We start from the raw sequence: 19,181 nt of genomic DNA on the forward strand, positions 1-19,181 counted from the left end.
ACCTCCGCGCGGTCACTCCAGGTCTGCGACGCGGAAGCGGTCGACCGTCACGAGAGCTGTGCTCGTGGCGGCAGACGACCGGTTGGCATGCACACCGACAGCGCCGGCTGCGAGACCGGCCGGATCGCTCGCCGTCGTCTGCCACGTCGCGGGCTCCGGTGTCCCTGCTCGCCAGAGCTTGGCCTCGATCGTGGTGGCATCGGCACCCGCGACCCGCACCTTCAACGAGAAGGCGTCACCACCCGCCCGTGTGATGCCGGGCACCGGGTAGGACTTGAGCACCGTGTTGCCGCGCTGGATGACGATCCACACACTGCCGTTGGCGTGCAGCCACGAACGCACGATATAGCTCTCGGTGGCCCCGCTCCTCGCCACGACGCCGACATACGTCGAGCCGGCGGCCGGTGCGGCGTCCAGCGAGAAGTCCACGGAGAGCTCCACGTCACGGATAGCGGCTGAGTTGAGCATCAGGTTGCGCGTGCTGCCTGCGGCGAGCGCAAGCCGACCGGCGCCGTCCGAGACCGACGCGGCCGCGGCGCTGCCGTAGAGGACGGACCATGTGCCCCCGACGTCCGCGTTGCCCCAGCCTCCTGTCACGGTGCGCTCGAAGTCGTCAGATGCGGTCGCCGCAGGATCCGGCGGATCCACCGGTGCGGTCACCGTCACCTCACCCGTCGTCGTCGCGGTCGCGCCCTTGTCGTCGGTCACGGTCAACGTCACCGTGTACGCCCCCGCTGCCGCGTACGTGTGCGAAGCCTCCGCACCGGACCCCGCCGCAGTACCGTCACCCCAGTCCCACGCGTACGACGCGATCGTGCCATCCTCGTCCGTGGAACCGGCGGCATCCACCGTCACCGCCAGATCCACCGCCGCCGATGCGAACGCGGCGACCGGAGCCGCGTTCTGCGGCGCGCTCAGGTCGGAGACACGCAGCGCATCGAAGCGGAAGGCCGCGGTCGACGTCGTCGATCCGCCGCGCGCGGCATGCACGCCGGTCCAGCCGGCGACCTGCTGGGCGGCCGTGGAATCGGTCGTCGAGATCTGCCACGCGGAGGGTTCGGCGGTTCCGTCCTTCCACGTCTTGGCACGAATCGTGGTCGGCGAGGCGCCAGTCACCTCGACCTCGAGATTGAAGACGTCCGTGGCGACCCATTTCGACGTCAGCGCCTTGCTGGCCACGACCGTGCTGCCTCGCTGAACGACGAGCCACATTCCGCCGTCCGACCGCAGCCAGACCCGCGTGAGGTACTCGCCGGAGGCGGACTGCCGTGCGGCAAGACCGACATAGGACCCCCCGGTGGAGGGTGCCTGATCGATCGAGTACTTCACCGAGGCCACGCTGTCGAGGAGCGTCGTCGACGGCAGCGCCATATTGCGCGTGTGCCCGGGGGCCAGCGTCAGCAATCCGGTTCCCGTGCTGACGGATCCTGCCGCAGCCGATCCCGACGTCGCCGTATAGGTGCCACCGGTCTCGGCAGCGCCCCAGCCGGATGTCACGGACCGTTCGAAGTCATCGCGCACCGCGAAGTCGACGTCGGCCACGGCTACGGTACGCGTCTTGGTCGCGTGCGCGCCGAAGCTGTCAGTCACTGTGAGCGTGATCGTGTACTCCCCCGCTTGGGCATACGCGTGGCCCGCGGTGAGACCGGATCCGTCCGGCGTCCCATCTCCCCAGTCCCACGCATAGCTCATCGTCGCGCCGTCCGAGGCCGCGCTCGCGCCTGCATCCACTGTGACGTCGAGCACCGAAGCGCTGGCCTCGAAGGCCGGCGTGGGTGATTCGTGCGTGACCGTGACCGGCTGGGAGCTCGTCGCCGTCGCACCGCGATCGTCCGTGACGGTGAGCGTGATCGTGTAGGTGCCCGCTGCCGCGTACGCATGCGCGCTCGTGGCACCGGCACCGGCTGGCGTGCCGTCGCCCCAGTCCCAGGAGTACGAGTCGATCGTGCCGTCCGGGTCCTGCGATCCGAGCCCGCTGACGGATGCGGTCAGCCCATCGGTCGTCGCCACGAGCGCGGCGGTCGGCGCCTGGTTGGCGGCCAGTACGGTCACCTGCTCCGTGGTGGCGCCGGACAGCCCCTGGCCGTCCGTCACCGTCAGCGTGACGTCGTAGGTTCCCGGCTCGTCGTAGGTGTGCGTCGGCGAGATCCCGCTGGCGGACGTGCCATCGCCCCAGTTCCAGGCGTAGGCGACGATCGACTCACCGGCGGCCGCTGATGAGGCCGACGCGTCGAAGGCGACCGCGAGATGCTGGGCGGTCGAGGTGAAGGCCGCCGTCGGCGCCTGCAGGTTCTTGCCCGCTGCGTAATGGTCCATGATCTGACCCGCGGTGAGCGCGGCCGGATACACCGCGAATTCGTCGATGCTGCCGACGAAGTAGGTGTTGGTCGGCTGATTCGGCCATCCACCGAGGTTGTCACCGCCGACCCGCCAATAGCCGTTGTATGTCTCAGCGGTCGTGACGGCCGGATCACTCGCGACGGCCTGCCCATCGACGTACAGAGCCATCCCGCCGTCGCCGAGTGTGGCGACGACATGGTGCCACTTCGCATCGTTGTACGCGGCCGTCGAAGAGATCGTCTTCACGCTGCCCGGGTGCACGCCGAATGTAAGTCGCCCGTTGTTCTGCATGTACACATGCCGGTCATAGGACCCTGAGGAACCCGTCTGCTGATTTCCCCAGCCGAAGATCTTTCCGCCCCGATTGGTGCTGGTCTTGAACCATGTCTCGACGGCGAAGTCGTCGATGGGGGCACTCGACGGCGACGATGAGACTCGGCCGCCCGAGCCTCCAGCGAAGGCGGAAGCGGACAGGCCGGTGCTGCCCGCCACCGCGCCAGGCGTGGTGCTGCTCACCGACCCGCCGATGACCGGCGCCCCTCCGGCACCCCAGTTCGAGGTGATCGTGCCGAGCGGGTAATAGACCTGCGCACGGTCATCCAGAACGAGGTCGGCGTAGGGCGACGACGTGCCGTTCCCCACTGTCGCGGTGACCGCCCGACTGACCACCGCGTTCCCATCCGCGTCGACGGCTCGCACCGTATACGTGTGCGTGGCGCCGGCCTGTAGACCGCTGTCGCTCAGGACCGCTGTGGAACGCGTCCACCACCCGCTGGGCAGGGTGATCTGGTCCACCGGCTGCTGCGTCCCGGAGCGGAGGAGCTGATACGTCAGGTCCCGGTCGTCGCGATCCCAGTTGGTCGGGATCGACACGCGAATGCGCCCCGGCGCAGCAATGGAGGCGGTCGGAGCCGCCCATGTGGTCGAGTTGAGTCGCGGCCCCTGCTTGGCGCCGCTCGGCGGATTCGTGGAGAAACGGACGATGCCCTGGTAGCGCTGATTGTTGACACTGCCGAATTCACCCGCGACCGCGATGAAGTCGCCTGTCCCGGTGATCGACAGACCCGCCTGACCGAGGCCCGAGGCCGTGCCGACGGTGAAGTCCGGATACCAGGCGTAAGCCGATGGTGAGGGCGTGCCGCTCCAGTCGGCGTAGAGGCCGCCGGCGGTCTGACTGCGCGTGAGCGTTCCCTCTGCCGTCGCCGTGAAGGCCTCGATGTATCGATACGCGCGCGGGCTCTGCTCTGGCCAGAGGTTGACCGTCTCACAGGCATGGGTGTGGCTGGTCGAATAGACGGTCTCGCCCGTCGAGTAGACCCCGTAGTGATCGCCATGACAGTCGGTGACCCAGCGGATATCGCCGGTCCCGGCCTCGGCGGCGAAGGTCCCCTCGAGATTGCCGACGGTCGCGTCCGCGAACACCCAGCCGGTGCCGTACACGCCCGACGCATCCGTCGCGAGCGTGAAGATGCCCGCTTTACCGGCGCTGGCGCCGGTGTTCCATCCGTTGACGACGGTGTCCGAGGCCGCCCAGCCGGTGTCGATCGCGCCCGATGACGGGTCGAGAGCCGCCATGCCGCGCTGAACCACGCCGTTGACGAGGTAGAACCGTCCTGCGGCGATGATGTGCTGGCCGCCCGGGTCCACGACGATCGCGTCGGCCTGCTGATCGGTGGTCGGCGCCCAGGGACGCAGTGCGCCGTTCGCCGTCGCGAACGCCGCGAGGTTGGCCCGCGCCGTCCCGTTGGCCTGCGTGAACGAACCGGCGACGTAGATGGTGTCGGCCGTCACCGCCAGACCGTACACGCCGCTGCCGCCGATCGACGGCGTGAATCCGGGCACCAGCGCGCCGGTCTGAGCATCGAGCGCCGCGATGCCCCATCGTGTCTGGCCGTTGACCTGGTTGAACGATCCGCCGATGTAGATCCGGGATCCGTCCGGCGAAGCAGCGACAGCCTTGATCACGCCGTTCACCTGAGGGGCGAAGGGCAACAGGTTGCCCGTCGTGATGTCGAAGGCGAGGATGTTCGTCCGCGGCGTCAGGTTCGTTCCTGGCTCGGCGAGCGCGGCGCGCGCATTCGAGAACGAGCCGGCGGCGTACACGGTGTTGCCGATGGTCGTCTGGGCCCAGACGTAACCCGAATCGATCTGCACAGTCGGCAACGGATCTGCTGTGACGACGTCATCAGTGCGCTGGAGGAACGGCGCCTTCGTCGTCGGCACTGCGGCCGTCGCCGCGCCCACAGGCGCGACGAGCACACCCGCGATGCCCAGGACGCCGGCGAGCAGGAGTGCGACGGAACCGCGCCAGCGGATGCTGCGAATCGAGCTGGAGTTCGTCATGTCAGACAACCTTTCCGGTGAAGACGGCCACGGGCTCGCCTGCGGCGTAGTTGACTGACACGGTGACATCGCGCCCTTGTGGCTCGGCGAGCATGAACACGTACGTGCCCTCCCGGGTCTCTCCTGGCTCGACGACTTCTCCGAACGGATCCGGAGCGCCGGCGGTCGTACCGATGCCGAGTTCGCCGTCGCCGGCGACGAGCGTGACGACGGCGGAGGCCAGTTCCTGAGGCTCCGGGCCTGCGTTGGTCGCGGTGACGGTCACGGTCACCGCAGTGCCGGAGACCTCACCGGGTGTCGAGGCCTCGACCTCCGTCGCGTCGACCGAGGTGATCTCGACCGTGATGCCGGTATCGAAGGCGACGGCCTCGTCGAGGCTCGCCTCCTGCGTCGGGAGCGGAACGGGCTCGGTCGGACCGTCGACCGCCGTGGTGGTGTCCGCTTCATCCACCCCCGGCGGCAGAACCTGCGATGGTCGCGGCGAAGGCGAAACCTCGGCTTGAGGCGGCGTTGGCGCGCAGGCGGCCATGAGAAGCAGTGCTCCCACGGCAGCCGTGCTCGCGATGAACTTTGACAGCGTCGAACTCCCCGTCCGACGCGTGCACCGATAACGGTTCACGATTATTCCCCAGTTTCCCCAGTGCACGGCTCCCCTAAGCCGTACAGCGTGCATCCTACTCGCCGACGGGCGAGCTTGTCCATGATTTTCAGGTCACGCCGCTGCGCGTCATCCCGGTCACGATCTGCCGCGACAAGCTCTCGACATCTCGGATGGTCGTCGCGTGGGCGCGCGTGCCGATCAGGTGTCCGTCAAGGACATCGAGCGGATCGGTCGTGCGGTGCCAGAGCCGGCGGCGCTGAGCAGGCATCGGCTGCAGTCCACGCCGATCATCCAGATGGGCGACGTACGAGTCCAGCGCCGCCTCCCCCGCCAGGCAGTCGGATGAGGCGTATCCGTCGCTCAACCACACCGCCTCACGCAGCGTGAACACCCGTCGTCGAGCCTCCGGCACGAGCGCCGTCACGGCGGCGCGTACGCTGCCGGATGCCGTAAGCACGAGTGACGCGTCACGGACATCCGCTTCTTCGAGCCGCGTCGCGCGATGCGATGCCGCCTGCTGCTCCCAGTCCTCCGTCGAGCGCAGTCGCTCGGCCAGGCGGCAGGCTGCGAGTCCGGGCTCGGCATTCACACCGCGGCTGCGCACCGCCACGCTCTCGAAGCCCCGATGGGCGCGCAGTTGCTCGATGATCACGAGCTGTGCGACGACGGAGCGGCAGACATTCGCTTCGCATACGATGAGAACTCCGCTCGAACTCATCGGGCCACCGCGCCCGGACGATGGCGGGCGATGCGCCGTGCGTCGCGCAGGCCGCGAAGAAGAGCTCGCCACGGTTTCGGAGACAGCAGCTGCCGCCTTCCTCCTTGCAGAAGGACCTGATAGCCGACCCGCGGAGCACTGACCGACCAATGCCGTACGGCGTCCGCATCGAGGTGCTTCTGCGCGTACAGCATCCGATTGCGGATGTTGTAATAGTAGTAAGTCTCGGATTTGCCGCGCCCGGCGCGCTGGGAGGCGTGCGTGCCGCCTTCGTCGTGGATCACCAGCGCCTCCGATGACGTGAGCACTCCGCCCGCGTCGAGCACTCGGTGCGACAGATCGATGTCCTCCCAGTACAGGAAGTAGTCCTCGTCGAAGCCCCCGACCGCCTCCCACAGCGCTGCTGAGATCGCGAAGCAGGCCCCGGTCGCCCATTCGCGCCGCGGACGCCCCTCACGGTTGCGACGTACCTGGCGTCCTGCCGTGGTGCCGTCGTCGAGGTACAGATCCGCTCCGGCGAACCACGGCCGACCGGTGCCGGTCACGATGCGCGGCGAGATCAGCGCGCGCGAATCACTCGCGTTCTGGACGAGCAGCATCAGATCGTCCTCGCTGATGCGCGCGTCCGGATTCAGCGGCACCAGCACCTGAGCACCGAGTTCAAGTGCGCGGCGCGCCCCGGCGTTCGTACCGCCGCCGTAGCCACGATTGTCGTCGAGAAGAACGCATTCGGCGCCCAGGCGTTCGGCAACCGCGATGATGCGCGTCCGCTCGTCGTCCCCCGCGAAGCAGTCGACGATCACGAGCCGACCGCCGTCCGGCAGGCTCAAGGTTCCCGCGTTTCGTTCGATGAGTGCGCTCGACCCGAAGTTGACCGTGATGATCGCGAAGGGAGTCATGCGTGCACCCTGTTGCGGCCCGCCGCGGTCAGGTAGGCCTGTTCGAGCGCGAGCGCCGCCGCGTCCCAGCCCAGTCGAGAACGGTCAGCGGTGCATGCCTCCCGCATGCGCCGACGCTGTCCTGGATCCGTCGCCAGGCGGTCCAACTGTCGTGTCAGTTCCGCGACGTCTCCGGTCTCGTGCACGAATCCGTGCACGCCCGGTTCGAGGTGCGCGCCTGCAGCACGCGACACCAGCGGGATGCAGCCGGCCGCCTGCGCTTCGTATGTGACGATCGCGCTCCCCTCCTCGACGGATGGCAGCAGCAGCACGTCGGCCCGCGCCAGCAGAGCCGCCGGCTCCGCCACGAAACCGAGCACGCACACGGACGGGGAATCCAGCAGGTCGTGGATGGCCTCCCGGTAGCCGGGCATGAAGGTTCCGGCGATCTGCAGCGTCCCCTCCCGAGACGCGATCGACCGTCTCCAGGCCTCGAGTCCGTGATGCAGTCCCTTGCGCGGTTCCGCGGCCCCCAGGAAAAGGACGCGCAACGGCCCATCCGCACGTTCTGCCACCTGCTCTCCGAGCGTGCAGCCGTAGCGATGCCGCAGAACTCGGTCGGCAGAGAAACCCTGTTCGCGGAAGGACTCGGCTACGGCGTCCGACGGGGCGAGTATCACGTTCGCCAGCGCCCATTCCAATTCCTCTGCGCGCAGATGCGCAGGATCGCGGTGGTGCGAATTCCCGACGGGGATGTGCAGCCCGAGCGACGCAGCCTCGCGCTCCACGACGTCATAGGCATGCGCCGTATGCGTGTTCGGAGCCTCGCGCAGCACGGTCACACCGAGCGAGCGGGCCTCGCGCATGGTGCGTACACCAGAGAGCGGCCAACTGTGGAGCACATCGATCGGCGCACTGCGGTTCTCCCGCCGCAGCCACGCCATCGTCCGGCGGTCATGCAGTGCGAGTCGCAGAGCGGCCGTCCGCAGCATCCTCGACGGGATGAGGGAACCTGCGACGCGGCGCGTTTCGAGGATCTTGACGCCCACAGGCGACGGGAGCCCTGGAGCGAGCAGAGGAGCCGATACGAGGACATCATGCCCTCGGTCCCTGAGCCCCTCGACCTGCTCGAGCGCGGTGCGCCCGACTCCCACCCGGCCCAGCGCATACGGAAAGTTGAGCAGTATCCGCATCCTCAGGCCTCTTCCCGGTCGAGCGCGGCGATCTCGTGGAACCACCGTACGGCCGCGAGGGCGAGGAACGCTGCGCCGGCGATCGCGAGCGCCGTGTAGGCGACGAGGAAACCCGCAGTCCATCCCCAGAGCACGAACACCAGGCACACCATCCCGAAGTCCGTGGGAAGCAGGACTGCCGATCGTAGGAGGGTCCCTCCGCCGCGGGCGTGCGTCGATGAGACGCCCTTCTTGCTCTTGAGCAGGTCGTTCAGCAGCATCCCGAAGAAGGTCACCACCGCGACGACGGAGAAGCCCAGCGGCACGAGCAGCCAGGGCGTGCCCGCGAGGGGCGTGTGCAGCTGCAGCGCGACGAGAACGGCAAGGTGCAGCGAGGCGATCTTCACGGCGTCGACGAAGTGGTCCAGCCATTCGCCGGCGAGGCTCCCGGCGCCGCGCAGACGTGCGAGCTGCCCGTCAGCCGAGTCCCAGGCATAGCCGAGGGTGAGCAGGACGGCAACCAGCACTCCGGTCCACCCGTGTGCTGGCAGCAGCATGAGAAGCGCAAGGGCCGCGAAGGTGTTCACGGCGCTGATCGCCGTGACCTGATTGGGTGTCAGCCCCGCACGGTATGCCCAGGCCGCGAGCGTGCGACCGATCCGTCGGTTGACGTAGACCGAGTACGCAGGTGCGCCGCGCGCATGTCCTTTCTGCGCGTCGGCAAGCTGGCGATAGGCACCCGCAAAGGATGTTGACATGATTGACTCCCCACAAGTCGAAGACAGCGGGCTCTCCCCAGAACCCCGGCCGCCGTATGCGAACAGTGTAGAGGGTCGACAGCTCGCGCGCACTGCCATCACGCGTCCGGGGGCGACGGGATGCGGCGCTTGCTGGCACACTTGACGCCATGGGGACCAGTTCTGGGGGAACACGACCGCTGCGGGTGATGCAATCGTTCGGCGCACCACGGTCGACGTCGAATCCGTACATCCACATGCTGGATGCCGCACTCGAGGGGACAGACGGGCTCGAGCACCGGCGATTCGACCGTCGCGCCGCCCTGTTCGGCAGGCTGGACGCACTGCAGTTCCACTGGCCGGAGACGCTGTTCGGAACCGGACGCGGTGCGCGCGGTCTGGCCCGTCGCCTGTACGCCGTCGCCCTGCGCCTGCGCCTGTCGACGAGTCGCATCGCGATCATCCGCACTGTGCACAATGTCGAATTGCCCAAGGACGTGACGCCCTGGCAGCGCCGATACCTCGAGTGGATCGAGCGGCGCACGGATCACCGCATCGTTCTCAACGAGCAGACCGAGCTTCCACCGCGCACCGAGGCAACGCTCATCCCGCACGGCCACTACCGCGACTGGTTCGCGAGTGTCGCGCTGGAGCACGCGTCACCCGACACATTTGGTTTCGTCGGTCTGATCCGACGGTACAAGGGCGTCGAAGACCTCGTCCGGGTCTTCCGCCTGACGGCCTCGGATGCGCCGCACCTGCGGCTGCATATCGCCGGGAACCCGACGAGCTCGGAGCTGGCCGACGAGATCCGGACGGATGCGGCGGCCGACACACGTATCCGGCTGGACCTGCGCTACCTCTCGGAGGACGACTTCGCACGGGCCGTCATGCGCAGTGGGGGCATCGTGCTGCCCTACCGTTTCATGCACAACTCGGGCACGGTTCTGGCCGTGCTCTCCCTGGGGCGACCGGTTCTCGTGCCGCGCACTCCTGTCAACGAGGCGTTGGCCGTCGAGGTCGGCCCTGGTTGGATCACGATGTTCGACGACGATCTCGACGCCACAGATCTGCGCGGCTTCGCCGACGGCATCCGCTCCTCCCCCTCCACGCCACCGGATCTGTCGGCGCGAGACTGGGATCGTGCGGGGACCGCTCATCTGGAAGCGTTCCGGCGCGGTGTGATGCACCGCCGGGGTGCCGGGCGATGACGCCGACGCAGACCTGGCCGTCGGTCCTGATCGTGGTGCCGACGTACCGGCGCACCGCTCTGCTCGCGCCGTTGATCGCGGAAATTCTCGCCCAGTGCGCGGGCTCCGAGGCACCCACGCGGGTCGTGGTGATCGACAACGATCCCGAACGCTCGGCGGAGGAGGAAGCGGCACGATCCGGCGTCGGCTACCTCCACGAGGCGACCCCGGGGATCGCCGCCGTGCGGCAACATGCGTTGGATGCCGCGGCTTCCGATGAGCTGCTGATCATGATCGACGACGATGTCGTCCCCGAACCGGGCTGGCTGGACGCGCTGGTCGGCACCTGGTCGGACACGCACGCGGCGGTCGTGGTCGGGTATGTCCGGTACGTCTGGCCCGACGGCACCGACCCATGGATCCGCGCTGGCGGGTTTATGCGCCGCGATCACCCGCCGACGGGCACAGTGCTGCAGAGCATCTCCACCGGCAATGTCCTGTTCGATGTCGCCCAGGTGCGGGACCTCGGGGTGCGCTTCGATGTCTCGCTGGGATTGATGGGCGGGGAGGATCTGCTCTTCGGCAGGGAATTGCGCGCGCAGGGCGGCCTCATCGTCGCCGCCGCCAAGTCCGTCGCCCGTGACGACGTGCCTGTCGAGCGGACGACCAGGCCGTTCGTCCGTCGCCGCACGATCTCTCAGGGGCAGGCGCGGGTGCTGCTGCTCACCAGAGGCGGGTCGCTGCCGCGGCGAATCGTCGGCCGCGCTGTGCACCTCGCCGGCGGCGTCGCTCGGTTCCTCCTCTTCGGCACGGCCGCCCTCGTGGCGCGCGCGCTCTCCGATCTTCCCCGCAATGCGACGCTGCGCCGGCGCACCTGGTTCGCCCAGGGGCGTATCCTCGGCGCCATAGGACGCATCACGCCGGAATACGCCCGCGACGGCGCCGAGACGAGCTGAGGCAGGACATGTCACTGAAGCGAGCACTGTTCCGTGCGAAGGCCGCGACCGTTCGCAGGAGGACCGGAGCGTTCCACGCAGAACTGCTGCGCAACGAACGTCTCGACCCCGAGCAGCTCCAGCAGGAGCAGGATCGGTTGGCGACCGAGGTCGTGGCGTTCGCGATGCGGTCGTCGCCCTATTACGCAGCGACCTACGGCGCCTTGGGAGTCGATCCGAACACTCTGCGGGATCCGGAGGCATGGACCCGCCTTCCGATCCTCGATCGCGCGACGATCAAAGAGCACGCGGAGCGTTTCCCGACGCCGGAGGCCACCGGCGCGAACGTGCGCCCCGCTCTCACGGGCGGCAGCACGGGTGAGCCGCTGCGTACGATGCACGACGCACGCGTGCCTGCGCTGGCATTGAGCTGGCGCATGTACGCGTGGTGGGGCATCGACGCCCATGACGACCTGGCACGGATCGGGCGATGGAATTTCAGTAGGCTCGCGACGCTCAAGAACGACATCGCGTGGTGGCCCACCCGGCAGGTGTACTTGGATGCCGGTCTCATCTCGGACGAGACGATGGTGGCGTTCCATCGCGACCTGCAGCGCACCCGCCCACGGCTCATCGAGGGCTACGTGGGCGCCATGCTCGAGTTTGCGGACTTCCTGGAGCGCCGGGGCCTGTCCGTGCCGGCACCGCTCGCCGTCGCGACGACGGCCGCACCCTTGACCGGCCCCGCCCGCGCTCGCCTCGAGCAGGCTTTCGGAGCGCCCGTGTACGACGAGTACCGCGGCTCCGAGTTCGGATGGATGGCCGGCGAGTGCGAGCTCCGCGACGGCCTGCATGTGTTCTCCGATGTGCGACGGATCGAGGCGATCGGCGACGATGGACTGCCGGTTCCCCCTGGTGAGGTCGGAGACCTCGTCATCACGGATCTGCGCAACAGGGTGTTCCCGATGATCCGGTACCGCACCGGGGACCGCGGCATTCTGCGCGACAACCCCCGGTGCGCGTGCGGCCGATCGCTGCCGATGATGGAGCAGCCCCAGGGCCGCACGACCGACCTGATCCGACTGCCGAGCGGAGCTGTGCTCGCGCACCGCCTGATGGGGATGTTCGGCGCGCACCCGGAAGCGGTCCGGCTGTTCCAGATCCATCAGCTGTCCGACCATTCCATCGTCATCCGCGTCGTTCTAGGGGCGCAGACGGATGCCATGATCCACGTGGAAGCCGCCGTGGCGGCCCTGCGCGAGCGGATCCGCCACGAAGTGCCCGTGTCGATCGCGTACGTCGATGCACTTCCGTACACCGGCGGCAAGGTGAAGTACGTGATCAGCGACGTCGTGTCCTGAGCGCGCCGCTCAGGCCTCCTAGAGCTCCCCCGGCTTCATCGCCTCGGCGTCGATCGCCCGGATGATCCGCAGTGCGGCGGTGTCCGGCTTCGGCTCGGCACCCGCCGACTCGGCTTCCTCACGACCCGCACGCGCGCGTCGGGGCGCGTAGACGACCAGCGAGTGGAACAGGAACCGGGCGAAGAACGCCACGACGAGAGAGATCGCGGTCGCGAGCACGCTGGAGATGTGCCAGGACTCCACCATGAGCGCCATCACCGGGATCCGCAGCGCGGCCTCGACGTTGTTGAAGGCGAACGACGCGGCGAACCGCGCACCCAGCCCGCGGGCATCCGAACGCATGTCGGCGAAGACGAAGCGCTCCTGCAGCAGGAAATTGCCGACGATGGTCGCCTCGGCGCCGATGATCGCCGCCCAGACGTACGGCATGCCGGCCGAGGTCAGCAGCCACATGATCGCCAGGTTCGCGACCGCACCGAACAGGCCGATCAGGGCGAACAGCGACATCTTGCCGAATCGCAGACGGGTCAGGTGCGCGACGAACGTCGCCCCCTGGCGCAGGCTCGCCTTCGAAGCGCCGTGACGGCGCTCGGCGAACTCCATCGGCACCTCGGCGATGCGCACGTCGGAGCGGGCGAGGATCTCCAGCAGGATCTTGAATCCCTGCGGTTTGAGCTCGGCGACATCGATCCGCCGACGGTCCACCAGGAAGTAACCGGTCATCGGGTCGGTGCTGCGCGAGAGCCGCCTCGGGAACATCGCCTTCGTCAGCCAGGTCGCCGCGCGCGAGACGCCGAAGCGCATGGCCGTGCCGAGGCCCTGCGAGTCCCCGCCGCCGATGTACCGGGACGCCGCCACGACGTCGGCATCCCCGTGCGCGTGCCGGTCGAGCATCGCGGGGATGAGTTCGGGCGGATGCTGCAGGTCGCCGTCCATGACGACGCAGATGTCCGCGTCGGCCTCGGCCAGGCCGAGCACCACGGCCCCGCCGAGGCCTCCGGTGTTGTGCTCGCGATGGATCACCCGAACCGGGAGAGATGCGGATGCCGCGACCCGCTCGACCTCGGCGGCGGTGGAGTCCGTGCTGTCATCGACGACGAGGATCTCGGCTCGACGCCCCTCGAGCGCGGCGCTGACGCGCGCGACGAGTTCGACGATGTTGTCCCGCTCGTTGAAGGTCGGGACGATCACGGTGACGTCGAGTGCCACGTGTCCCCCTCCCCGCACTCCGGATGTCGGCATCCATCGTTTCACGTCCCGCTGCGGCTTCGCGCCGCGTCGGAAAAGTGGTGCGCGTTCGCTCCCCGATGGCTACACTGAGCGGATACGGCTATGGGAGTCGTTGACGGCCGTGGGGGCCGTCCTTCTGGGGAATCTGATCTGGGGAGATCATGGGGACGCGTATCGGCTATGCCGCCGGGGCTTTCGACCTGTTCCATGTGGGACATCTGAATCTGCTCCGCCATGCGAAACAGCACTGCGACGTGCTCGTCGCCGGAGTGGTGAGCGATGAGATGCTCCGCGAGGTGAAGGGCATCGAAGCACTGATCCCGACCGCGGAACGCGCGGAGATCGTGCGGCACATCGCCTTCGTCGACGACGTGCACGTCGAGACGACGCCGTCGAAGATGGATGCCTGGCGCGACGTCGGGTTCACGCACTTCTTCAAGGGCGACGATTGGCGCGGCACCGAGAAGGGCCTCCGGCTGGAGCGCGAGTTCGACGCCGTCGGCGTGGAAGTCGTGTACTTCCCCTACACGGCGCATACGTCCAGCACCGCACTGCGCCGAGCACTGGATGCGCTCACCGCCGGTGCCGTGCCAGCGCTGGCCGCGCAACGATAGCGCGGCGGCCTCCGGAGCCCACTCAGCCGGAGCGCCATATCCTGGATACATGACCACCCCCGCGACTGACTCGATCACCCTGTTCGGCGCCGACTGGTGCCGCGACTGCATCCGCACCAAGAGGCAGCTCGACGAACTCGGCATCGGCTACACCTACATCGATCTCGTGGCGGACCCGTCCGCCGCCGACGTCGCCAAGGAGATCTCGGGACGCACGAACATCCCGGTCGTCGTCTACCCGGATGCGTCGCACCACGTCGAGCCGTCGAACGCGGACGTCGAATCGAAGCTGCGCGAGCTGTCACTGATCTGACGGCCGGCAGCAGCACCCGCGCGGCATAGGCTGAGACCACCGCGACAGGGAGGCGACGATGACTTCAGCGACGCAGGCGACCGCGACCGAGATCGATGACGACGAGCGCACCGCGCTCGATGCCGCGATCGATGAGCTCTCCGAAGGAGCGCGCACCTGGTCGCATCTGGCGGTCGCGCAGCGCGTCACCCTGCTGCGCGCGGTGCGGGCCGCCGTCGCAGCATCCGCCGACGAGTGGGCGAACACCGCGGCCGATTCCAAGGGCCTCCCCGGCGGCCATCCACTGCGCGGCGAGGAGTGGCTGAGCGGTCCGTACAGCACGCTCGGCGCTCTGGATGCCTACACCGAGACGCTCACCCGCATCGCCGACGGGCGCAACGCGCTCCAGGATGTCCGCGTCGATCGCGCGCCGGGCGGTCGGACCCGCGTGCACGCGTTCCCGCTGACCGCCACCGACAAGCTGCTGCTCTCCGGATTCACCGGAGAGGTCTGGCTCGAGCCGGGGATCACCCCGCGACAGGTGCGCGCGGGCGCCGGCCTGGCGCAGCGCACGCCGCACGAGACGGGCGGCGTCGGCCTCGTGCTCGGCGCGGGGAACATCACGTCGATCCCCGTGCTGGACGTGCTCTACGAGCTGCTCGCCCACAACCGCGTCTCACTGCTCAAGGTGAACCCGACGCAGGACGCCCTCGTGCCTGTTCTCGAGCACGCGCTGGCCGCGCTCATCGAGCCCGGCTTCCTCCGGATCGTCCGCGGCGGACCTGCCGTCGGCGCCTACCTCACCGCGCACAAGAGCCTGGAGCACGTCCACATCACCGGTTCGGCTGCGACCTTCGACGCGATCGTGTGGGGTCGGGATGCCGCGGCCAAGCGACGCCGGCGCGAAAACCGACCGCTGCTCAAGAAGCCCATCACCGCAGAGCTCGGCGGGGTCTCCCCCATCATCGTCGTTCCCGGCGAGTGGACGGATGCCGACATCACGTTCCACGCGGAGCACGTCGCCACCATGCGTCTGCAGAACAGCGGACACAACTGCATCGCCGGCCAGGTGGTGATCCTGTCGCGCGACTGGGCGCAGCGCGAGCAGTTCCTGACCGCTCTCCGGCATGCGTACGCGAAGGCCCCGGAGCGTCCGACCTGGTATCCCGGGTCGAGTTCCCGGATGGAGCAGGCCGGCCGGGATTACCCCGACGCTTTCGCCCTCGGCGACCGACTCCTCGTGGAGATCGGCTCGGCCGAGCACGCCGAAGCGCTCGAGACCACGGAGTACTTCGCCCCCGTCCTCGGAGTCGTCGAGGTCGACGGCCGTGGACAGGAGTTCGTGGATGCCGCGGTGCAGCACGCCAACGAGAAGCTGCAGGGCAGGCTCGGAGCCAACCTCCTGATCGATCCGGCGACCGAACGCGCGCTCGGCTCCGGGTTCGAGCGCGCGATCACGGCCCTGCGCTACGGCTCGATCGCCGTCAACGCCTGGACCGCCTTCGGATTCATCACCCCGACGCTCACCTGGGGCCCGTTCCCCGGCGGCACCGTCCAGAACGTCGGCAGCGGCATCGGCGTCGTCCATAACGCGCTGCTGCTGGACGGGGTGGAGCGCTCGATCGTCCGCGGCCCGTTCCGCCCGTTCCCACGATCGCTGCCATGGGTCAACGGCGGCGGCCGGTTCACCATCCTGCCGAAGCCGCCGTGGTTCGTCACGGCGCGCACCGGAGCTGCCGTTTCCGAGGGCCTGACGCGCTTCCGTGCGACCGGGTCGGTCGCCTCCCTGGTGAAGACTCTGCTCCAGGCGCTGCGCGCCTAGTCGTCGGCGAACAGGTCTGTCGCGTCGCGGAGCGCCTGTTGGATGCCCGGTTCGGATGCCGCGTGCCCGGCGTCCTCGACGATCATGAATTCCGCTTCCGGCCATGCCCTGTGCAGATCCCACGCGGTCATCATCGGCGTGCACACGTCGTATCGTCCCTGCACGATCACTGCGGGGATGTGCCGGATCGCGTCGATGCCGTCGATCAACTGCCCCTCGGTGAACCATCCTCGATTCACGAAGAAGTGGTTCTCGATCCGCGCGAAGGCCACCGCAGCATCCGGTTCGGTCATGCGCGCGACGGTGTCGGCATCCGGGCGCAGGGTGATCGTCGAGGATTCCCACGTGCTCCACGCCACGGCGGCCGGGACGTGCACCGCCGGATCGGGGTCGGCGAGCCTGCGGTGGTACGCCTCGATCATGCGGTTGCGCTCGAGCACAGGGATCGGCGCGATGAAGTCCTCCCAGAGGTCGGGGAACAGCGCGGCCGCTCCCCCCTCGTAGAACCATTCGAGTTCGACACGACGCAGCGTGAAGATGCCGCGGAGGATCAGCTCGGTCACGACATCCGGATGCGCCTGTGCGTAGGCGAGCGCGAGCGCGCTGCCCCACGATCCGCCGAACACCTGCCACCGGTCGATGCCGAGGTTCCTGCGCAGCAGTTCGATGTCGGCGATGAGATGCGCGGTGGTGTTGAACCGCATGTCGACGTCCGGCGTGCTCGCGTGCGGCGTGCTGCGCCCGCAGCCGCGCTGGTCGAACAGCACGATGCGGTACTTCTCGGGATCGAAGAAGCGACGATGCCAGTCCGAGGTGCCGCCTCCTGGGCCGCCGTGCAGGAAGACGACCGGCTTGCCCTCGGGGTCGCCGCTGACCTCCCACGCGATCCGCTGGCCGTCGCCGACGATCAGCATGCCGCTGTCGTGCGGCTCGATGGGCGGATACAGCGCATCCAGGTTCATCGTCTTCGACCCCCCGGTCTTCGAACTTCCCGTGCGTTTCACGCTACCGTCTGCGCTATCCCGCTTCGAGCTGGCTGTCCGGCACGGAGAACGTGTCGCAGACGCCGAGACCGTTCTGGTACCCGTTCGCGAACCAGAACTGGCGCTGCGCGCTGGAGCCGTGCGTGAACGACTCGGGGTTCGAGAAACCGGACATCTCCTGGATGTGGTCGTCGCCGACGACGAGTGCCGCGTTGAGGGCATCCTCCAGCTGCGTCTCCGTCGGCGCCAACAGGTACGGGTCGCCGTCGGCATCCGTCGCCTCCGTCATGTCCCCGATCCACGCGCCGGCGTAGCAGTCCGCCTGCAGTTCCATGCGGACACCGTTGCTGGCGGGGCCCGTGCCGTTGTTCGGGTACGCCGCCATGGTGCCGGTGATGTTCTGGATATGGTGGCCCCACTCGTGCCCGACGATGTAGAGCTGGGCCAGCTCGTTCGCCGAGGCGCCGAACTGCTGCTCCATCACAGCGAAGAAGGCGGGGTCGATGTACACGGTGGCGTCCGCCGGGCAGTAGAACGGACCGACGGCGTTGGATGCCGTGCCGCACGCCGTGGAAGTCTGACCGTCCACGACGATCATGCCCGGCTCGGAGTAGCCGCTCACGTTCTCCGTCCAGTACTCGTCCAGCGCGACCTGCGACCCGGCGATCCGGCACTCGACCTTCGCGTTGGCATCCGCACCCGAGTCGCATTCGAGCAGGGCGCCGTCCGACGTCGACGACCCCTGGTCGCCGGTGCCGCCGCCGAGGAACGGTGACAGGTCGATCTCGCCGCCGGAGAGCAGGCTCACGACGAGCACGGCGATCGCGCCGAGTCCCACCACTCCTCCGCCGGCGACGGCGGCTGTTCGGCCACGGCGCCTGGTGCGGTGGCCCGAGATGTCGGCATCCGGGTTGAACGTCATGGAAACGAGGGTAGCGCGCGGCGTAGTCTCGGGACATGACCACCACGATCACCATCACGGGTGCCGGAGGCCAGATCGGCTACGCCCTGCTGTTCCGCATCGCCGCCGGAGACCTGCTCGGCCCCGAGGAGAAGGTGCGGCTGCGGCTGCTGGAGATCCCGCAGGGGTTGAAGTCCGCCGAGGGCGCGGCGCTGGAGCTGCAGGACGGTGCGTTCGGGCTGCTCGAGGATGTCGAGGTGACGGATGCCGCGAACGTCGCCTTCGCGGGATGCGACCTCGCACTGCTGGTCGGCGCACGACCCCGCGGACCTGGCATGGAGCGCGGCGACCTGCTCGCGGCGAACGCCGGGATCTTCGGCCCGCAGGGGGCCGCGATCGCCGAGAACGCGTCGCAGGGCGTGCGGGTCACGGTGGTCGGCAACCCGGCGAACACGAACGCGCTGATCGCCGCGGCCTCCGCCGATGGCGTGCCGGCCGAACGCTTCACGGCGCTGACCCGGCTGGATGAGAACCGCGCCAGGGCGCAGCTCGCGCTCGCCCTCGGATCCCCCGTCTCGGACGTGCGGCGCGTGCCGATCTGGGGCAACCATTCCGCCACGCAGTTCCCCGACGTCTCGTACGCCACGGTCGACGGCCGACCGGCATCCGAGGCGCTGACGGAACGGTTCGACGACGTGACCGGGTGGCTCGAGTCGAGTTTCATCCCGCGGGTCGCCAAGCGCGGGGCGGAGATCATCGAGGTGCGTGGGTCGTCGTCCGTGGCCTCTGCGGCCAACGCGACCATCGACCACGTACGGGACTGGGTGCGGGGCACCGAGGACTGGACCAGCGCCGGCGTCGTCTCGCACGGCGAATACGGGGTCCCCGAGGGGCTGATCTGCTCGTTCCCGGTGCGCTCCGTCGACGGCGAGTGGCAGATCGTGGAAGGGCTGGAGCCGGATGCCTGGGCGCAGGCCCGCATCGACGCATCCGTCGCCGAGCTCTTCGACGAGCGGGAGGCGGTCCGCGCGCTCGGTCTGGTGTGATGCGGCCTGCGGGCAGGG

The 19,181-nt window shown here is 68.6% G+C and carries 16 protein-coding genes; 7 read left to right on the forward strand and 9 right to left on the reverse strand.

All coding sequences use genetic code 11. The annotated features are described in order from the left end of the window. Positions 1–12: 12 nt before the first annotated feature. The 6 genes from ACFCYE_RS11785 to ACFCYE_RS11810 all read right to left on the reverse strand — a co-directional run bounded on the left by ACFCYE_RS11785 (position 13) and on the right by ACFCYE_RS11810 (position 8,810). Entirely contained in the window at positions 13–4,683 is a 4,671-nt protein-coding gene (locus tag ACFCYE_RS11785; RefSeq protein WP_376178917.1) for a PKD domain-containing protein, read from the reverse strand. A gap of 1 nt (position 4,684) precedes the next feature. Continuing rightward, entirely contained in the window at positions 4,685–5,134 is a 450-nt protein-coding gene (locus ACFCYE_RS11790) for a hypothetical protein (protein ID WP_376178919.1), read from the reverse strand. A gap of 256 nt (positions 5,135–5,390) precedes the next feature. After that, positions 5,391–6,002 carry a hypothetical protein gene (locus ACFCYE_RS11795; RefSeq protein WP_376178921.1) on the reverse strand — a complete coding sequence of 204 codons (612 nt, stop codon included), beginning with the start codon at positions 6,000–6,002 and terminating at the stop codon, positions 5,391–5,393. Further along, complete coding sequence (locus tag ACFCYE_RS11800) at positions 5,999–6,901, reverse strand: glycosyltransferase family 2 protein (RefSeq protein ID WP_376178922.1); 903 nt, start codon at positions 6,899–6,901, stop codon at positions 5,999–6,001. Before ACFCYE_RS11800 ends, ACFCYE_RS11795 begins: the two co-directional genes overlap by 4 nt. Then, positions 6,898–8,073, reverse strand: a complete 1,176-nt coding sequence (locus ACFCYE_RS11805) for a glycosyltransferase family 4 protein (protein WP_376178925.1) — start codon at positions 8,071–8,073, stop codon at positions 6,898–6,900. The genes ACFCYE_RS11800 and ACFCYE_RS11805 overlap by 4 nt, the downstream gene beginning before the upstream one ends. A gap of 2 nt (positions 8,074–8,075) precedes the next feature. Next, positions 8,076–8,810, reverse strand: a complete 735-nt coding sequence (locus tag ACFCYE_RS11810) for a CDP-alcohol phosphatidyltransferase family protein (protein WP_376178926.1) — start codon at positions 8,808–8,810, stop codon at positions 8,076–8,078. A gap of 149 nt (positions 8,811–8,959) precedes the next feature. Here ACFCYE_RS11810 and ACFCYE_RS11815 point away from each other — a divergent pair, with 149 nt between their 5' ends. Genes ACFCYE_RS11815 through ACFCYE_RS11825 form a run of 3 tightly spaced genes read left to right on the forward strand, consistent with a single transcriptional unit; the run spans position 8,960 to position 12,275 of the window. Beyond that, on the forward strand, positions 8,960–10,000 hold the full coding sequence (locus ACFCYE_RS11815; RefSeq protein ID WP_376178928.1) for a glycosyl transferase: 1,041 nt from the start codon (positions 8,960–8,962) through the stop codon (positions 9,998–10,000). Next, positions 9,997–10,935, forward strand: a complete 939-nt coding sequence (locus ACFCYE_RS11820) for a glycosyltransferase family 2 protein (protein ID WP_376178929.1) — start codon at positions 9,997–9,999, stop codon at positions 10,933–10,935. Before ACFCYE_RS11815 ends, ACFCYE_RS11820 begins: the two co-directional genes overlap by 4 nt. An 8-nt stretch (positions 10,936–10,943) precedes the next feature. After that, positions 10,944–12,275: a phenylacetate--CoA ligase family protein gene (locus ACFCYE_RS11825; RefSeq protein ID WP_376178930.1), complete on the forward strand. Its 1,332-nt coding sequence runs from the start codon at positions 10,944–10,946 to the stop codon at positions 12,273–12,275. A gap of 18 nt (positions 12,276–12,293) precedes the next feature. Here ACFCYE_RS11825 and ACFCYE_RS11830 read toward each other — a convergent pair whose 3' ends face one another. Further along, positions 12,294–13,517, reverse strand: a complete 1,224-nt coding sequence (locus ACFCYE_RS11830) for a glycosyltransferase (RefSeq protein ID WP_376178932.1) — start codon at positions 13,515–13,517, stop codon at positions 12,294–12,296. 149 nt (positions 13,518–13,666) lie between these two features. On the opposite strand from ACFCYE_RS11830, the gene ACFCYE_RS11835 reads away from it, so the two are divergent. From ACFCYE_RS11835 to ACFCYE_RS11845, 3 genes are read left to right on the forward strand one after another with little or no spacing between them, the layout of a single operon-like run. After that, positions 13,667–14,119, forward strand: a complete 453-nt coding sequence (locus ACFCYE_RS11835; protein ID WP_376178934.1) for an adenylyltransferase/cytidyltransferase family protein — start codon at positions 13,667–13,669, stop codon at positions 14,117–14,119. A gap of 49 nt (positions 14,120–14,168) precedes the next feature. Next, entirely contained in the window at positions 14,169–14,432 is a 264-nt protein-coding gene (locus ACFCYE_RS11840) for a glutaredoxin family protein (RefSeq protein WP_376178936.1), read from the forward strand. Positions 14,433–14,490: 58 nt separating this feature from the next. Further along, positions 14,491–16,233 (forward strand): aldehyde dehydrogenase family protein, encoded by a 1,743-nt coding sequence (locus ACFCYE_RS11845; RefSeq protein WP_376178938.1) that lies wholly within the window; start codon positions 14,491–14,493, stop codon positions 16,231–16,233. Here the strand turns inward: ACFCYE_RS11845 and pip are convergent. Further along, positions 16,230–17,195, reverse strand: a complete 966-nt coding sequence (gene pip, locus ACFCYE_RS11850) for a prolyl aminopeptidase (RefSeq protein WP_376178940.1) — start codon at positions 17,193–17,195, stop codon at positions 16,230–16,232. The two genes, ACFCYE_RS11845 and pip, sit on opposite strands and share 4 nt — an antisense overlap. Before the next feature lie 55 nt (positions 17,196–17,250). Next, the gene (locus ACFCYE_RS11855) at positions 17,251–18,138 is read right to left on the reverse strand and encodes a neutral zinc metallopeptidase (RefSeq protein WP_376178942.1); all 888 of its coding nucleotides are present in this window, start codon (positions 18,136–18,138) and stop codon (positions 17,251–17,253) included. Between the two features lie 35 nt (positions 18,139–18,173). Between ACFCYE_RS11855 and ACFCYE_RS11860 the strand changes: the two genes are divergently transcribed. Continuing rightward, the gene (locus ACFCYE_RS11860) at positions 18,174–19,163 is read left to right on the forward strand and encodes a malate dehydrogenase (protein ID WP_376178943.1); all 990 of its coding nucleotides are present in this window, start codon (positions 18,174–18,176) and stop codon (positions 19,161–19,163) included. Positions 19,164–19,181: the final 18 nt, after the last annotated feature.

It is taken from the genome of Microbacterium sp. NPDC056234, assembly GCF_042267585.1.
GTDB lineage: Bacteria > Actinomycetota > Actinomycetes > Actinomycetales > Microbacteriaceae > Microbacterium.

Excerpts from the sequence above, each read along its gene's own strand:
- ACFCYE_RS11830 (WP_376178932.1), bottom strand. The coding sequence starts at position 13,517 with ATGCCGACATCCGGAGTGCGGGGAGGGGGACACGTGGCACTCGACGTC.
- ACFCYE_RS11800 (WP_376178922.1), bottom strand. The coding sequence starts at position 6,901 with ATGACTCCCTTCGCGATCATCACGGTCAACTTCGGGTCGAGCGCACTC.
- ACFCYE_RS11845 (WP_376178938.1), top strand. The coding sequence starts at position 14,491 with ATGACTTCAGCGACGCAGGCGACCGCGACCGAGATCGATGACGACGAG.
- ACFCYE_RS11855 (WP_376178942.1), bottom strand. The coding sequence starts at position 18,138 with ATGACGTTCAACCCGGATGCCGACATCTCGGGCCACCGCACCAGGCGC.
- ACFCYE_RS11785 (WP_376178917.1), bottom strand. The coding sequence starts at position 4,683 with ATGACGAACTCCAGCTCGATTCGCAGCATCCGCTGGCGCGGTTCCGTC.
- ACFCYE_RS11805 (WP_376178925.1), bottom strand. The coding sequence starts at position 8,073 with ATGCGGATACTGCTCAACTTTCCGTATGCGCTGGGCCGGGTGGGAGTC.
- ACFCYE_RS11860 (WP_376178943.1), top strand. The coding sequence starts at position 18,174 with ATGACCACCACGATCACCATCACGGGTGCCGGAGGCCAGATCGGCTAC.
- pip (WP_376178940.1), bottom strand. The coding sequence starts at position 17,195 with ATGAACCTGGATGCGCTGTATCCGCCCATCGAGCCGCACGACAGCGGC.
- ACFCYE_RS11795 (WP_376178921.1), bottom strand. The coding sequence starts at position 6,002 with ATGAGTTCGAGCGGAGTTCTCATCGTATGCGAAGCGAATGTCTGCCGC.
- ACFCYE_RS11820 (WP_376178929.1), top strand. The coding sequence starts at position 9,997 with ATGACGCCGACGCAGACCTGGCCGTCGGTCCTGATCGTGGTGCCGACG.
- ACFCYE_RS11825 (WP_376178930.1), top strand. The coding sequence starts at position 10,944 with ATGTCACTGAAGCGAGCACTGTTCCGTGCGAAGGCCGCGACCGTTCGC.
- ACFCYE_RS11810 (WP_376178926.1), bottom strand. The coding sequence starts at position 8,810 with ATGTCAACATCCTTTGCGGGTGCCTATCGCCAGCTTGCCGACGCGCAG.
- ACFCYE_RS11840 (WP_376178936.1), top strand. The coding sequence starts at position 14,169 with ATGACCACCCCCGCGACTGACTCGATCACCCTGTTCGGCGCCGACTGG.
- ACFCYE_RS11815 (WP_376178928.1), top strand. The coding sequence starts at position 8,960 with ATGGGGACCAGTTCTGGGGGAACACGACCGCTGCGGGTGATGCAATCG.
- ACFCYE_RS11835 (WP_376178934.1), top strand. The coding sequence starts at position 13,667 with ATGGGGACGCGTATCGGCTATGCCGCCGGGGCTTTCGACCTGTTCCAT.